Below are 14,148 nucleotides of genomic sequence, written 5' to 3'. Positions count from 1 at the left end.
GGGGTGACAACGACAACGACGACGGGCTCCACCGGAGCCGGTGCAGGGTGCGAGGGAGGTGAGCGGCGAGATGGCCGATCGTGACGAACCGACCGGAGCGTTGGTCCGTCCATACGCCGTTACCCGTGGTCGTACCCGCCCGCGCCTCGACATCGCGCTGGAGGCGCTCGTCGAGACGACGGTGCGCGGCCGCGCCGCTGCCAATGGCAACGGCGGTCAGGGCCGCGAGCACCAGTACATCGCTGCGCTGTGTGACGGACGTGTGCAGTCGCTCGCCGAGATCGCGGCGCGGATGCAGCTTCCGCTCGGTGTGGCCCGGGTGCTCATCGCCGACATGGCGACGGACGGCCTGGTCGCGGTCCACGAGCCGACCATTCTGGACGACTCGGACGACGCGGTGGGCACTGAACTGCTGGAGAGGGTGCTGAGTGGACTTCGCAGGCTCTGACATGTCGCACCGCCCGCCGACCCCGAGTGGGCGCGTGACGTCGGCGAAGATCGTTATCGCCGGTGGATTCGGCGTCGGCAAGACGACGCTGGTCGGCTCGGTCTCGGAGATCACGCCGCTGACGACCGAGGCCATCATGACCTCCGCCGGCGTGGGCGTCGACGACACCCGGCAGGTGCCGGGCAAGACGACGACCACGGTGGCGATGGACTTCGGCCGCATCTCGATCGACCGTGACCTGATCCTGTACCTGTTCGGTACGCCGGGTCAGACCCGGTTCTGGTTCATGTGGGACGAGTTGGTCCGCGGCGCGATCGGCGCGGTCGTGCTGGTGGACACCCGCCGGCTGGCCGACTGCTTCGCGGCGATCGACTTCTTCGAGCACCGGCGGCTGCCGTACCTGGTGGCCATCAACTGCTTCGACGGGATGCAGTACCACGACCCGCAGGACGTCCGGGACGCGCTCGCGATCTCCGGCGACGTGCCGGTGGTGGCCTGCGACGCCCGTAACCGGGAGTCGACGAAGCACGTGCTGATCTCGCTGGTCGAGTACGTGCTGACCATGCGGCGCTCGCGCGCCGTGGCGCCGGCCTGATCGACGCGACCCCCGTCCGGTGACGGCCTCGGCCGCCACCGGGCGCTGGTCGCTGCCCGCGCCACGGCGGCGCGGGGTCAGGACACCCGCGTCCAGGCACCCGCGCTGACGGTGTAGACGCCCAACGAGCCCTGGTCCATGCCGCCGTGCCGGATGGGGGTGAAGGAGTACATCCCCGCCATCCCCTCGGTGACCTGGTTCTGCAGGAACGCCCGGATCCGTCCACGGTCGACGCTGGTGGACAGCCGCGCCGCGTCGGCGACCAGCTGCACCGCGTCGGACGCGTACGGGGCGAAGCCGCTGAACCCGCCGTGCAGCTGGACGTAGCGGTAGACGAACTCCTTGCGGTCCAGCGCCGACATGGTGGTGTTGGCGAGCATCGCCCCGCCCAGCGAGGTCGGGTGGACGGCGTACGCGCCCTCCATGAGGGCCGCGTTGCCGCCCTCCAGGGTCTGCTCGGCGACCGCGCCCGCGTCGAGGAACACCGGCCCGTCGTAGCCGGCCCGGCGCAGCGCGCCGACTGCGGCGGCCGAGTCCGGGGCGGTCGCCCACACCACCACCCCGTCGGGGCGGGAACCCGTCGCCGCGCGGGCCGCCCCGCGGAGGTCCGCGCCGGTGCGGGGCAGCCGGGTGGTGGTGCTCGTCGCCACCCCGGCCGTACGCAGGGCCCCTGTCATGGCCCGTACGCCGGAGTCGCCGTGCAGGCCGTCCGCGGCCAGCAGCGCCACCCGGGAGAGCCGCTGCGAGGCGATGAGCCGGGCGAGCCGCCGGGCCATGTCGCCGGCGTCCGGAGTCATCTTGAAGACGTACGTCCGCTGCGCCAGCGGCAGCACGATCCCGTCGCCGAAGGCGAGTGAGAGGAACGGCACCCGCTCCTTCTGCGCCACCCCGGCCAGGGCCATCGAGGTCTCGGACACGGTGCCGCCGACCAGGGCGTGCACGCCGCCCTCGCGGGCCAGTGCGGTGGCCTGCCGGGCCGCCAGCGCGGGGTCGCCGGCGTTGTCCCGCACCTCCAGCCGTACGGCCCGGCGGAGGTTGCCGATCGGCACGCCCTTGGCGTTGAGCGATTCGAGGGTGATCTCCAGCGCCCGCTGCTGGAGGACGCCGAGCGCGGCGCCGGGACCGGTCAGCTCCAGGCTGACCCCGACCAGCAGTTCCTGACCGCCCGGCGCGACCGTCGTGGCGCGATCGCCCCCGCCCGCCTCGTCGCGCCCGCAGGCGCTGAGCAGGAGCGTGCCGACCGTCGCGGCCAGCAGGCCCCGACGGGTGAACACGGAGGGGCCGTTCGCCGATGTCGCCATGAGTCGCCTTCCCAGCCGGCGACCCCTGCCGCCGGCTGTTCCGCCGGTATGCTCCCGGCCGCCGCGACGTGGCGTCAAATTATCCGGGTGTGGGCAGGAACACGCAGGTGGGAGGCGGTTTCCGGGCGGTCAGGAGCGGTAGCCGGCGGAGCGGTACTCGTATTCCCGGTCGTCGTCGCGGTCACCCGTGTCGCGGGTGAAGTCCCAGCCGCCGGCGGCCTCCCGACCGGGTCGGCCGCCGACCGCGAACCCGCCGATCTCCTGCCCCCGGCGCCAGCCGCGGAAGTAGCCGGTGGTGTTCTCGGCGAGGCTCGCCGCGTCGCGGACGATCCGCAGTGGCCGCTCGTCGCGCAGCGGTGAGCCGGGGACGAGGTTGGCCTGGGGGACCCGCTTCGGCAGCCCCGCCGGGGTCTCGGCGCCGACCGCCGGGCGGGCGGCCTGCTCGGCCGCCTGCCAGCCGGTGTCGGCCGTGGTGGACCACTCCAGGTCGGACTCGTCGTCGTGCCCCACGAACCAGGCGGACTTGGCCTGGGCGAAGATCAGCAGGTCGCCGTCGCCCTCGTCGGACACGGGTGGCGGGCGGCGCTCCATCGGGGGCGCCGGCCGGTACTCGGCTGCCGGCCGCTCGTCGCGCGGTGCCGGCCGGTACTCGGCCGCCGGTCGCTCCTCGCGGGGCGCGGGTCGCTCGTCGCGCGCTGCCGGTCGGTACTCGGCCGCGGGCCGCTCGTCGCGCGGTGCCGGTCGGTACTCGGTCGGCGGCCGCTCCTCACGAGGGGCGGACCGGCCACTGCGGGCGGCCTCCTCGCGGTCGACCAGCCGCAGCGGGGGCGTCTCGGGCTGGGCGTCGGCGGCCGGGCCCGTCCCGCCACGCAGCGCGCGGTCGGCCAGCGGCGGCGGCTCGACCAGCCGCAGCACCGGAGGCTCCTGGGGCAGGTCGTCGGCCAGCCACGGCGGGGTGACCCGGCGCTCCGCCCCCGGATCGGTCGGGGCGTCGACGCCGCGCCCGCCGCGGTCGCCGTAGGAGTTGGCGACCGGGTTCTTGGCGGAACTGTCGGCCGGGTCCTCCGGGTTGTTGACCAGCGGCCAGTTCGCCCGGGATCCGGGGGGAGCGGGCTCCGCCCGGGCGGCCGGGGAGGTGGTTTCCTGGCCGGGGCGTGGCGTGGGCACGGGAACGCTGAGGTCGGTGGCGCTGAAGCCGCCCGTGGGCGTGGCCGACTCGCCGTTGGTCTTCGGGCGGGGCGGGATCACGGTGCGCTGGCGCTCCGCGCGGGCGTTCTGGATCGCCGCGGTGGTCAGGGTGGGGCGGAACGGCTCTCCCGCCTCGGCCGGCGGCACCGTGCCCCGCTGCGCCGGAGCGATGGGGGTGATGCCGGGCGGCGGAGGCGGCGGCGCGGACACCGGGCGGTTGGTCGGGCCGTCGATGCGGCTCGGCAGCGATCCGGGTCGTGCCGGGGGCGCGGAGACCGGGGGACCGGCGACCGCGGCCGGCGTCACCGGCATCGGCGCGACCGGCGGCGGGGCGACGGGGGCGGGTGCGACCGGCGGCGGGCCGAGCGGCCGGGGGGCCGGGGGCGGCGTCGCGCCGGAGGCGGGCTCGGGCCGGCTGCGGCGGCCACCGCCCGGGGCGGGCTCGGGCTCGGCGGGCCGGAGGGCACGCAGGCCACCGCCGGTGGGGCTGAGGCCGGGCAGCGCACCGCCGGTGGGGGTGTGGCCGGGCGCGTCGCCGAGGGATTCGCCGTGTCGGATCGCGGCGCGGCGCCCGGGGGCCGGGGTGGCGGGCGCGCCGACCCGGTCGTTGAGCGCGCCGACCAGCGCCTGACAGCCTGCGTCGCAGGCCCGGACGGAGGCGACCGCCTGCCGCACGGTGTCCGCCACGGCGGACGTGAGGGCGCGGTTGACGGTGGCGCGCCGGGGTGTCTCGCTGATGGCCACCCGCAGGGCGGTCACCGCTGAGGTGAGTTCGTCGGCGTCGGCGACCCCGTCGGCGGCGAGACGCGCCGCGACCGCCTCGGCGGCGACCGGGGCGTCGTCGCCGCGTCCCACGGTGCCGCTGAGCATCCCGGGCTCGGGCAAGGCGTCCAGCACGGCCAGCGAGACCGGCTCGGCCGGGTCCGGGTACGCCCGCAACGCGGCCGGGTAGAGCTCGCGGAGCACCTCCCGCAGCGCGACGGCGGCGGAGTGCCGGCCGCTGGACAGGGCGGCGTGCGCGGCGAGGACCTGCTTGTAGCCGGCGAGGTCCCGGGGGGCCGGGAGGGTGACGGCGGAGAGGGCGCCGGCCTGCAGGGCGCGGGCCAGGCCGACGGCGCGCCGCTCGGCCGGGGGCGACTGCATCTCCTCCAGGGAGTCGTCGTCGGCGAAGCGCTCGGCGAAGTCGTCGACGGAGTCGTCGTCGGCGATCGCCAGTGGACGCCCGGCGGCGCTGAGCAGCGAGGTGACCGTGTGGTCGTCGCTGTCGGCGGCGATGGCCGCACCGCTCGGCCCGCCCGACCGCTCCACGAGCAGCGCGACCAGCTGGGCGTAGCCAGCGGGGTCGTCGCCGATCTCGCAGACATGCAGCAGACGGCCTGCGTCGTCGACCACAGCGGACGTCAGCGTCGAACCGGCCGAGACCGGTCGGTCGGCCGGATCCGCCGAGGCCAGACCGCAGTACACGCGCACGAGCGCCACGGCGTCGTCCTCCTCCCGGGACACAAGGCTTTCACTGCCAGAGACTGATGCTCCCCGTAAAGGGTCAGTCGCGCCAGTCCACCGTCGCAGAGATCTTCCCGACAATGGTGCGCCAACCCAGACTTGCGGTTTGTGCCCCGATTTTCTTCAGGCGGCGCCGACCGAAGAACCCGCCGACGCCGCCGTCGACCGTGGCGCGCAGCGCCTCGTCCAGGTCGTCGAGGCTGGAGCCGGCGGAGAGCATGTCCAGCACCGCGGGCAGCCGCAGCGCGTACGCCAGGTCGCGGGCCACCTCGCCGGCCTCGATGAGCAGCGTCGGGTCCCAGGTGTCGTGCCCGCCGCGGAGGTTCTCCACCACCAGGTCGAGCTCGTAGATGTCCTCGTCGAGCGGCGCGATGTCGGCCGGCTCCACCCGTTCGGACAGTTCATTCCAACTGTCCAGCTGAGACAGGTCGTTGGGTGCCCCGGAACGGATGAAACTGACAAGCGACTCGGGCGTCTTGAAGAGCAGCAGTCTTCCGCGGTGGCTGAGGAAGACCGGCACCTCCTCGTCGCCCGCCTCGTCCTCGTCTTCCTCGGCGGCGGTCTCGCCGTCCTCGTCGTCGGTCGCGTCGCGGCGGCGGCCCTTGGCCTCCTCCTCGTCGCTCTCGGCGAACTCCTGGGCGACCTCCTCGTCGAGGATGACGACGGCCTCGTCGTCGTCCTCCTCGTCGACCTCCGTCACCTGGCGACGGGCCAGGAACGGGTCGTCCTGGTCGCGCTCGGCGACGTCGGTGGGGGTCAGCTCCCGCGCCGGCCGGTAGGCCCGCAGGGTGTAGCCGGTGCCGGCGGGCAGCGCGATCTCCACCGGGTCGATCCGCAGCTCGTCCCAGAGGGCGCGGGCGGCCTCGGCCGAGACGGTTGCGGTGCCGGACTCGGCCGGGGCGTCGGCGTCGTCGAGCTCGGGCTCGTCGGCGTCGGGCCGTTGGGGCGACTGGCGGGCCACGCTGACCTCCGTGTGCTTCGGGTTGCCCACCCGCCGGCGTCCGCCGCCGGCGAGTGACTCTGGGCACATACCCTAGTGGGCGTCTCCGGGAGACCGTGCCCGCACCCCGGTGGCGGCGCGGGCCGCCGACAAGTAGCGTTGCTACACATGAAGGCCCAGGCGCTGCACGGACACCTCGACGCGCTGCTGCTCGCGGTGCTCGAGCAGGGTTCGCTGCACGGCTACGCGATCATCGAGGCGCTGCGCAACCGCAGCGACGGGCAGCTCGACCTGCCGACCGGCACCATCTATCCCGCGCTGCGCCGCCTGGAGCGGGCCGGCCACGTGGCCAGCACCTGGAGCACCGTCAACGGGCGGGAACGGCGGACGTACCAACTCACCGACGAGGGCCGGCGGGCGCTGGCCGGCGAGCGGTCCGGGTGGCACGAGTTCCGCTCCACCGTCGGCCGGTTCCTCGACACCGACTCCCCGCCGGCCGCGCCGGCCTGACCGGGACCGCCGGTGGTGCCGCCTGGCGGAGGGCGGCCACGGCGGTGGAGCCGACCCACGGCGGGGATCAGCGGGCGGCGAGCAGCCAGGTGCGGGCGGCCCGGCCGAGCCAGAGATAGCCGGCGGCGGCCACCGTCGCACCGATCATCATGGGGGGCCAGGTGAGCGCGGCCTCCCAGAGGCCGATCGACCACGCGAAGAGGGCCGAGCCGGTCAGTACGCCGAGGGCGAGGACCCCGGTGAGGGCCGCCCCCACCGCCCGGTCGGCGGCACCGCCGCGCAGCGCCGAGCGGCCGGCCAGCAGCAGCCCCGCCGCGGCCAGCACGAACGCCGCCGCCCAGACCCAGCCCACCGACGCCGACAGCACCTGGTAGCCGGCCGGCGGCGGGGATCCGCCCCAGCTCGACCCCTGCCAGGTGAGGTCGCCGGCGACGAACGCGACCGTGGCGAGCGCGATGACCCGTAGCGACAGCCCGCGCAGCGCGCCCGCCACCAGCTCCGCCTGGTAGGTCGGGGCGAGCTGTGCCGGGGAGCCGAACTCGGCCACCGCCCGGCGCTGCGCCTCCGTCGCCGGCAGCCCGTCCGCCCGGTACGCGTCGACGGCGTCCAGCAGCCCGTGCCGTGCCTCGGTTAGCAGGTCGGACTTCAGCCGGCGCGAGCCCCGCAGGTGCGCGCCCAGCTCCCGCAGCCGTTCCTCCACCATCGTCGCGTCGTCCTCGCCCCGCATGGCCCCACCCTGTCACGGGCCGCCGCCGGACATCCTCGGGGACAACCCTGGCCCGACCCGGAACCGGGCGGGCGCGACGGGCGGGCGGGGTCAGGGGCGCAGCGCCAGGTATCCGCGTTCGGCGGCCTCCTGGATCAGCCACTGGTCCCGGTACCAGCCGGGGGCGGCGACCAGCTCCGCGTGCCGGCCGCGCTGGGCCACCCGCCCGCCGTCCAGGACCACGATCTCGTCCAGCTCGGCGAGCCCGCTGAGCCGGTGGCTGATCAGCAGCACGGAGTGCCCGGTCGGGGTGGCCGCCAGCGCGGAGGCGAGCACCGCGTCGGCGGCGGCGGGATCGAGCCCCTCGGTCGGCTCGTCGAGCACCAGCACACCCGGCGCCGCGAGCAGCGCCCGGGCCAGCGCGAGCCGCTGCCGCTGACCGCCGGAGAGCTGGCCGCCCTCCTCGCCGACCACGGTGTCCCAGCCGTCGGGCTGCTCGCGTACCCAGTCCAGCAGCCCGGCCGCCGCGGTCGCCGCCGCCAGCTCCTCCTCGCCGGCGGCGGGCCGCCCGAGCAGCAGGTTCTCCCGCACCGAGGCGTGGAAGACGTACGCCTCGGCGAGCAGTCCCCCGACGGCGCGCGGCAGGTCGTCGGCCCGGTACGCCGACAGCTCCCGCCCGTCGAGGGCGACCCGTCCGTGCGCGGGGCGCACCGCGCCGGTGAGGACGGCGGCCAGGGTGCTCTTGCCGGCGCCGCTGGGCCCGACCACCGCGACCCGGCGGCCGGGCGGCAGGTCCAGGCTGAACCCGTCCAGGGCGGGCGGGGCGCCCTCCCGGTACCGGACGGTGACCGCCTCGAACCGGACGTCGTACGGCCCGGGGCCGACCTCCGCGCCGTCGGAGGTGGCCGGACCGGCCGGGGCGTCCAGCAGGGCGGCGACCCGGGTCAGGCCGGTGCGCAGCTGGGTCCACTGCCGGGCGGCCCCGACCAGCGCCAGCGCGATCTCGACGGCGGCGAGCGTGCCGACCGCCAGGACGCCGACCAGCACCCCGTCCACGTCGTCGGCGAGCGCGGCGAGCACCACCGCACCGGCGGTAAGCCCCGCCACCAGCACCCCGGCCGCGTCGACCGCGAAGCCCGTGGCGGCCAGCCGCCGCTCCAACCGGGCCAGCCGTCGGGCCCGTACCCCGGCCGCCTCGAGCGCGTGCCCGGTGGCGCCGAACGCGGCCAGGTCGGCGGCGCCGTGGGTGAGGTCGACCGCGTCGGTGGCGAGGGCGCCGCGCAGCGGCGCCAGTTCGGCGGCGGCGCGCCGGGTCAGCGCGGTGGCCAGCGCGGGCAGCGCCACCCCGGCGACCAGCAGCCCGACCGCGAGCACCCCGGCGGCGGCCGGCGACATCAGCGCCGCCCCGCCGACCGCGAGCACGCTGACCAGCGCCGCCGCCGAGGCCGGCACCAGCACCCGCAGCAGCAGGTCCTGGACGGCCTCCACGTCGGAGACGAGCCGGCTCAGCGCGTCGCCGGAGCGCTGCCGTGCCGTCGGGCGGGCGGCGAGGGTGCCGAAGACCCGGGCGCGGACGTCGGTGATCAGCCGCAGCACGGCGTCGTGCCCGGCGAGCCGTTCGGTGTAGCGCAGCACGCCCCGGCTGATCGCGAGCGCCCGGACCGCCACGATCGCCACGGTGAGGCGGTCCAACGGGGGTTGGCCGGCGGCGCTCATCAGCAGCCAGGTCGCGGTGGCCATCAGGGCGAGGCCGGCGAACTCGGTGGCGGCGGCGAGCAGCCCCGCGCCGAGCAGCCGGTTCAGGTACGGCCGGGCCAGCCGCAGCACGGCCCGCTCGGCGGTCATCGGGTCGCCTCCCCGGCCGCCGTGGGCGTCAGCTCGGTGACCCGGCCGTCCTCGATGCGCAGGATCCGGTCCGCGTCGGCGAGCAGCGCCGGCCGGTGCGCCACCAGCAGCGCCGTCCGCCCGGCCACCAGCCGGCGGGTGGCGTCGAGGACGACCGCCTCGGCGGCGGTGTCCAGCCGGGCGGTCGGCTCGTCGAGCAGCACCACGGGCGCGTCCCGCAGGAACGCGCGGGCCAGCGCGACCCGCTGCCGCTGCCCGCTGGAGAGGCCGTGCCCGCGTTCGCCGAGGACGGTGGCGAGCCCGTCGGGCAGCCCGGCGACCACGTCGTCCAGGGCGGCGTCGTGGACCGCCGTGGCGAGCGCGGCGTCCGGGGTGTCGGGGGCGCCGAGCCGGATGTTGTCGGCCAGCGAGGCGGCGAAGAGGTGGGCCCGCTGCGGCACCCAGGCCACCTGGTGGCGCCAGCCGTCGGCGTCGGCGTCGGCCAGGTCCACCCCGCCCACGGTGACCCGGCCGGCGGTCGGGGTGACGAAGCCGAGCAGCAGGCCGAGCAGGGTGCTCTTGCCGGCGCCGCTCGGCCCGATCACGGCGACGCGCTCGCCCGGCCGGATGGTCAGCGTGACGTCGCGCAGGGCGGTGGTCCGCTCGTACGCCACGGTCACCGCCTCGAACCGGAGCTCGCCGCGGCCGTCGGGGACGGCCGCGCCCGCGCCGGGCGTCGGCGCGGGGGCGGCGGCCGACAGGGTCAGCGCCTCGTCCAGCGCGGTGAGCCCCTCCATGCTGGCGTGGAACCGGGCGCCGGCCGCCCGCAGCGGCAGGTACGCCTCGGGGGTGAGCAGCAGCACCAGCAGCGCGGTCTGGAGGGTCAGCCCGCCGCCGAGCAGCCGCACGCCGACCGGCACGGCGACCAGCGCCACCGAGAGGGTGGCGACCAGCTCCAGCACCAGGGCGGACAGGAACGCGATCCGCAGCGTCTTCATGGTCGCGGCCCGGTGGCCGTCGGCCATCCGGCGGACCACTTCGGTCTGCGCCCGGGCCCGGCCGAAGGCGCGCAGTGTGGGCAGCCCGGCGACCATGTCGAGGAAGTGCCCGCCGAGCAGGGAGAGCCGCCGCCACTGTCGCTCGGTGGCGGCCTGCGCCTGCCAGCCGAGCAGCGCGCCGAAGATGGGGATCAGCGGCAGGGTGACCGCGATGATCAGCGCCGAGCTCCAGTCGGCGACGAAGATCCGGGCCAGTACGGCGAGCGGCACGGTGACGCTGAGCACCAGCTGCGGCAGGTAGCCGGTGAAGTAGGCGTCCAGCGCGTCCAGCCCGCGCCCGGTCAGCGTGGCGAGCTGCCCGGCGCGCTGACCCGCGACCCAGCCGGGGCCGTGCCGGCCGACCGCCCCGAGCAGGTCGGCCCGCAGCGCCGCCTTGACCGTCGCCGCGACCCGCGCCGACACCGTGCCCTGCGCCCAGACCAGCAGCGATCGGGCCGCCACCGCGGCGGCGAAGCCGGCCAGCGCGGGCCGGTCGAGCCGTCCTTCGAACGCGGTCGCCAGCAGCGCGGCCAGCGCCGTGGCCTGCGCGACGACCAGCCCCGCGGCCAGCACGCCGAGCAGCGTGAGCACGGCGAGGTCGCGTCGGGCCCCCGGGACCCGACGCAGCAGACGCGGGTCGAAGGGACGGCGGTTCACCAGTACACCGGTGCCCTGCCGTCGGTCCGTCCCCGGAACACCCACCAGCACATCGCCTGAAAGCCTAGTAGGGCCGGCAGGAGCGGCAGCGTCACCCAGCCGAGCAGCCGCAGCGTGGGTGTGCTCGCCGCCGCGTCGGCCACGGTCAGTGACGCGCCCGGGTCGACCGTGGAGACCAGCGCGTAGGGCCAGATGGTCGCGCCGGCCAGTGCCACCGGCAGCGCCAGGGACGCGCAGGTGGCGGCGAAGGCCAGCCCCGGCCGCCGCCGGGCGAGCGCCGCCCGGGCCGTCAGCAGCGCCGCGACCAGCAACGACAGCAGCAGTACGCCCACCACCGGCTGCCGTGCGGCGGCGCGTACGTCGGCGGAGAGCAGGCCCAGGACGGTGGCCGCGCCGACGGTGGCCAGCGCCACCGGGACGAGCCGGGCGGCCAGTCGCCCGACCGGCGCGGCGTCGGCGGCGGGCAGCCGGAGCGTGAGGAAGGTCGCACCGTGCAGCGCGACCAGCGCGACGACGGCGAGCCCGGCGGCGGCCACGAACGGGGTGAAGAGGTGGGTCACCCCGGCGACGTGGCCGTCGGCCCGCAGCGGTACGCCCTGGAGCAGCCCGGCCAGCACGGCGCCCCAGCCGAGCGCGGCGAGCACGCTGCCGACGACCACGACCCGGTCCCACCAGGCGCGGGCCCGCTGCCCGTCGGGGCGGCTGCGCAGCTGCACGCCGGCGGTCACCAGGACGACCCCGGTCAACGCGCCGAGCACCGCCGGGTAGAAGCCGGAGAGCAGTTCCCCCTCGAGCACCGGGAAGGCGCCGAACAGGATGCCGACGGCGGCCACCAGCCAGACCTCGTTGCCGAGGAAGAACGGGCCGACCGCGTTGAGTGCGGCGCGGCGGCGGGCGGGGTCGGCGCCCCGGGCGAGCAGCAGGCCGACGCCGTAGTCGTAGCCGCCGAGCACCAGGTAGACGGCGAAGAAGAGGCCGAGCAGGGCGTACCAGGCGAGTTCCACTGTCGTCTCCTCAGGCGAAGGCGGGCTCGGGGTGGGGGTCGGCCGGCGGCTGGTCAGGTTGCCGACCCAGGGCCGGGTCGTGCGCGCCCCGGGCGGCGTGCCGGGCCAGCAGCACCCAGTTGGTGACGGCGAGGGCGCCGAGCAGCAGGCTGAAGCCGATCAGCGAGGTGAGCATCAGCCAGGGGCTGACCGGCGACACCGCCTGGTCCACGGGCAGCAGCCCGTACGCGGCCCAGGGCTGGCGGCCGACCTCGCGGGCGATCCAGCCGAGGATCATCGCGACGAACGGCAGCGGCAGGGCGAACTGGAGGATCCACAGCGGGACGCGCAGCCGGATCACCCAGTCCCGCCAGAGCAGCGGGAGCATCAGCCAGAGCAGGCCGAGGGTGAAGCCGATGAGGATCATGAAACCGAGGCCGACGTCGGCGAGGGCCGGCGGGGTGTAGTCGCCGGGGCCGAACCGGGCGGTCCAGTCGGCGATCAGCGGAGCGGCGGCGGGGTCGTCGCCGAACTTGGTGGGCTGCACGTCGCTGATCGCGAAGAACTGGGCGAAGCCGAAGCCCTGCACGAAGAAGATCGCCACCGCCGAGGTGATCAGGCCGATGCGTAGCCCCTTGCGGTGCAGCGCGAAGTCGTCGGTGCGCCGGACCAGGTGCCACGCGCTGACCGCCGCCATCAGCATTCCGCCGACGAGCAGCGCCGCCGTGACGACGTGCCCGAAGGCCACGCGGAAGGTGGGATTGTCCAGCAGCGCGGAGAAGTCGGTGAGGTGCGCGACCCCGTCGCGTACCTCGTAGCCGACCGGGTTCTGCAACCAGGAGTTCGCCACCATGATCCAGAAGGCCGAGGCGTACGCGGTGATCGCGACGCCCCAGAGCAGGGCGAGGTGGACGCCCCGACGCAGCCGGTGCCAGCCGAAGATCCACATGCCGAGGAACGTCGACTCCAGGAAGAAGGCGACAAGCGTCTCGATGGCCAGCGGCGCACCGAAGACGTTGCCGACGTAGCGCGACAGCCCGCTCCAGTTCAGCCCGAACTGGAACTCCATCACGATGCCGGTGGCGATGCCGAGCACGTAGTTGATGACGTAGAGCTGGCCCCAGAAGCGGGTCAGCCGCTCGTAGACCGGTTTGTTCGTGATCACCCAGGCGGTCTGGAGACCGACCAGCAGGGTCACGAGGCCGAGGGTCACCGCCACGAAGAGGAAGTGGATCGAGGTGGTGGTGGCGAACTGCAGGCGGGCGAGGAGCAGGGTGTCCATGGCCGGCTCTCCGTACGGTTGGCTCACTTGTCGTAGCGAGCCTACACGTAGGTTCCCTACGCATATCTACTATGGCCCGTCGTAGACGATGCTACGACGAGTTGTAGTAGCTGTGGGGGAGGGTGGGGGCGCCGGGCGGGTCGCGTACGCGGGCGGTCCGGCCCCAGCATGTCCGGAGACGATCCACGCGGCGGTAACTCCACCGTGCGGGAGAGGGCGTTCCGGAAGGTCCTCGGGCGCCGCCGGTGGGCCTGCCCGGTCAGCTCAGGAAGAGGGAGACCGGCAGGGCGGCCACGTTGGTCGCCACGGCCAGCGCGGCGGCCCCGAGCAGCCGGGGCGGCCGGTCGGCGACCAGGAGCCGCTGCACCCGGACGTCGAGGTCCCGGTCGCCCAGCCCGAGCGTGCCGGCCGGAGTGACCCGGTTGCCGGCCGCGGCGAACCGGCGCAGCGCACCGGCCAGCGGGGCGTCGGCGTGCGCCTCCCGGGCCTTGTCGTCGGCCCGCATCTCGACCAGCAGGGCGACCCGGTCGTGCGCGTCGCGGACCCAGGCGAACCAGGGCAGCGCCCGGCTGAGCGCGGTGAACGGCAGCAGCACCAGGTCGTGCCGTTCCTGGGCGTGCGCCCGCTCGTGGGCGAGCACGGCCGCCAACTCGGCGCTGTCCAGCAGGTCGAGCGTGCCCGCGCTGACCACCACCCGGGGCTTCATCCCGGGCAGGCAGTACGCCGCCGCGCTCGGGTGGTCGAGCACCAGCGCCCCGGGCACCGTCGGGTCCCGGCGGGCGACCAGGGCGAGCAGGTCCCGGTGCCGGCGCTGGGCGCGTACGGTGCCGTGGATGCTGCGGACGGTCGTGGTCAGCAGGACCGCGCCGATGCCGAAGCCCACCCCGACGGCGGCCAGGTGCGGCGCGCCCAGCCCGACGGGCAGGGTGCCGTGGGCGAGGTCGGTGGCGAGGGCGACCAGCGCGCTGCCGGTCGGGCGGTCGTACGCGGACAGGCCCAGCGCCATCGGCACGCCCATGGCGGAGAGCCCGAGGGCCAGCCCGACCGCCTGCCAGCAGACGATCGCGACCCGGGGGCTGCGCCACGTCCAGGTGGAGCGGGCCAGCACCTGCGCGGTCAGCCAGCAGGCCAGCATCGACGCGGCGAAGTGCAGGGCGTACGCCACGACCGCCGC

At 75.8% G+C, this 14,148-nt stretch carries 11 protein-coding genes and 1 pseudogene; 3 read left to right on the top strand and 9 right to left on the bottom strand.

What is annotated here, in order from left to right; genetic code table 11:
- Positions 1 to 70 precede the first annotated feature (70 nt).
- Both DER29_RS07285 and DER29_RS07280 read left to right on the top strand, forming a co-directional pair.
- Positions 71 to 448: a DUF742 domain-containing protein gene (locus DER29_RS07285; protein WP_030329021.1), complete on the top strand. Its 378-nt coding sequence runs from the start codon at positions 71 to 73 to the stop codon at positions 446 to 448.
- A 1-nt stretch (position 449) separates the two neighbouring features.
- The gene (locus tag DER29_RS07280; RefSeq protein WP_089002065.1) at positions 450 to 1,043 is read left to right on the top strand and encodes an ATP/GTP-binding protein; all 594 of its coding nucleotides are present in this window, start codon (positions 450 to 452) and stop codon (positions 1,041 to 1,043) included.
- Between the two features lie 77 nt (positions 1,044 to 1,120).
- Here the strand turns inward: DER29_RS07280 and DER29_RS07275 are convergent, their stop codons facing one another.
- From DER29_RS07275 to DER29_RS07265, 3 genes are all read right to left on the bottom strand, one after another.
- Complete coding sequence (locus DER29_RS07275) at positions 1,121 to 2,344, bottom strand: ABC transporter substrate-binding protein (RefSeq protein WP_121396657.1); 1,224 nt, start codon at positions 2,342 to 2,344, stop codon at positions 1,121 to 1,123.
- A 129-nt stretch (positions 2,345 to 2,473) separates the two neighbouring features.
- Complete coding sequence (locus tag DER29_RS07270) at positions 2,474 to 5,035, bottom strand: transposase (protein ID WP_121396656.1); 2,562 nt, start codon at positions 5,033 to 5,035, stop codon at positions 2,474 to 2,476.
- 40 nt (positions 5,036 to 5,075) lie between these two features.
- Positions 5,076 to 6,026, bottom strand: coding sequence for a DNA primase (locus tag DER29_RS07265; RefSeq protein WP_121396655.1), 951 nt, complete (start codon positions 6,024 to 6,026; stop codon positions 5,076 to 5,078).
- Positions 6,027 to 6,143: 117 nt separating this feature from the next.
- Between DER29_RS07265 and DER29_RS07260 the strand changes: the two genes are divergently transcribed.
- Complete coding sequence (locus DER29_RS07260; protein ID WP_121396654.1) at positions 6,144 to 6,485, top strand: PadR family transcriptional regulator; 342 nt, start codon at positions 6,144 to 6,146, stop codon at positions 6,483 to 6,485.
- A 67-nt stretch (positions 6,486 to 6,552) separates the two neighbouring features.
- Here DER29_RS07260 and DER29_RS07255 read toward each other — a convergent pair whose 3' ends face one another.
- The 6 genes and pseudogenes from DER29_RS07255 to DER29_RS07230 form a co-directional block, all read right to left on the bottom strand.
- On the bottom strand, positions 6,553 to 7,212 hold the full coding sequence (locus DER29_RS07255) for a permease prefix domain 1-containing protein (protein ID WP_121396653.1): 660 nt from the start codon (positions 7,210 to 7,212) through the stop codon (positions 6,553 to 6,555).
- A 90-nt stretch (positions 7,213 to 7,302) separates the two neighbouring features.
- A pseudogene (cydC, locus tag DER29_RS07250) lies at positions 7,303 to 9,087 on the bottom strand (thiol reductant ABC exporter subunit CydC); the annotation flags it as partial.
- A complete protein-coding gene (gene cydD, locus DER29_RS07245; RefSeq protein WP_121396651.1) occupies positions 9,033 to 10,709 on the bottom strand; it encodes a thiol reductant ABC exporter subunit CydD in 1,677 nt (558 codons plus the stop codon). The gene cydD and the pseudogene cydC, both read right to left, overlap by 55 nt.
- Positions 10,706 to 11,713, bottom strand: a complete 1,008-nt coding sequence (locus tag DER29_RS07240; RefSeq protein ID WP_121396650.1) for a cytochrome d ubiquinol oxidase subunit II — start codon at positions 11,711 to 11,713, stop codon at positions 10,706 to 10,708. Before DER29_RS07240 ends, cydD begins: the two co-directional genes overlap by 4 nt.
- Before the next feature lie 10 nt (positions 11,714 to 11,723).
- Positions 11,724 to 12,974: a cytochrome ubiquinol oxidase subunit I gene (locus tag DER29_RS07235; protein WP_121396649.1), complete on the bottom strand. Its 1,251-nt coding sequence runs from the start codon at positions 12,972 to 12,974 to the stop codon at positions 11,724 to 11,726.
- 259 nt (positions 12,975 to 13,233) lie between these two features.
- Positions 13,234 to 14,139, bottom strand: coding sequence for a M56 family metallopeptidase (locus tag DER29_RS07230; protein WP_121396648.1), 906 nt, complete (start codon positions 14,137 to 14,139; stop codon positions 13,234 to 13,236).
- Positions 14,140 to 14,148: the final 9 nt, after the last annotated feature.

The sequence above is a fragment of the Micromonospora sp. M71_S20 genome (genome assembly GCF_003664255.1).
In the GTDB taxonomy this organism is placed as follows: domain Bacteria; phylum Actinomycetota; class Actinomycetes; order Mycobacteriales; family Micromonosporaceae; genus Micromonospora.
Note: the sequence above shows the minus strand (reverse complement) of the source record. Positions and strands in the feature narration are given on the sequence as shown.

Excerpts from the sequence above, each read along its gene's own strand:
- DER29_RS07275 (WP_121396657.1), bottom strand. The coding sequence starts at position 2,344 with ATGGCGACATCGGCGAACGGCCCCTCCGTGTTCACCCGTCGGGGCCTG.
- DER29_RS07235 (WP_121396649.1), bottom strand. The coding sequence starts at position 12,974 with ATGGACACCCTGCTCCTCGCCCGCCTGCAGTTCGCCACCACCACCTCG.
- DER29_RS07280 (WP_089002065.1), top strand. The coding sequence starts at position 450 with ATGTCGCACCGCCCGCCGACCCCGAGTGGGCGCGTGACGTCGGCGAAG.
- DER29_RS07260 (WP_121396654.1), top strand. The coding sequence starts at position 6,144 with ATGAAGGCCCAGGCGCTGCACGGACACCTCGACGCGCTGCTGCTCGCG.
- DER29_RS07285 (WP_030329021.1), top strand. The coding sequence starts at position 71 with ATGGCCGATCGTGACGAACCGACCGGAGCGTTGGTCCGTCCATACGCC.
- DER29_RS07255 (WP_121396653.1), bottom strand. The coding sequence starts at position 7,212 with ATGCGGGGCGAGGACGACGCGACGATGGTGGAGGAACGGCTGCGGGAG.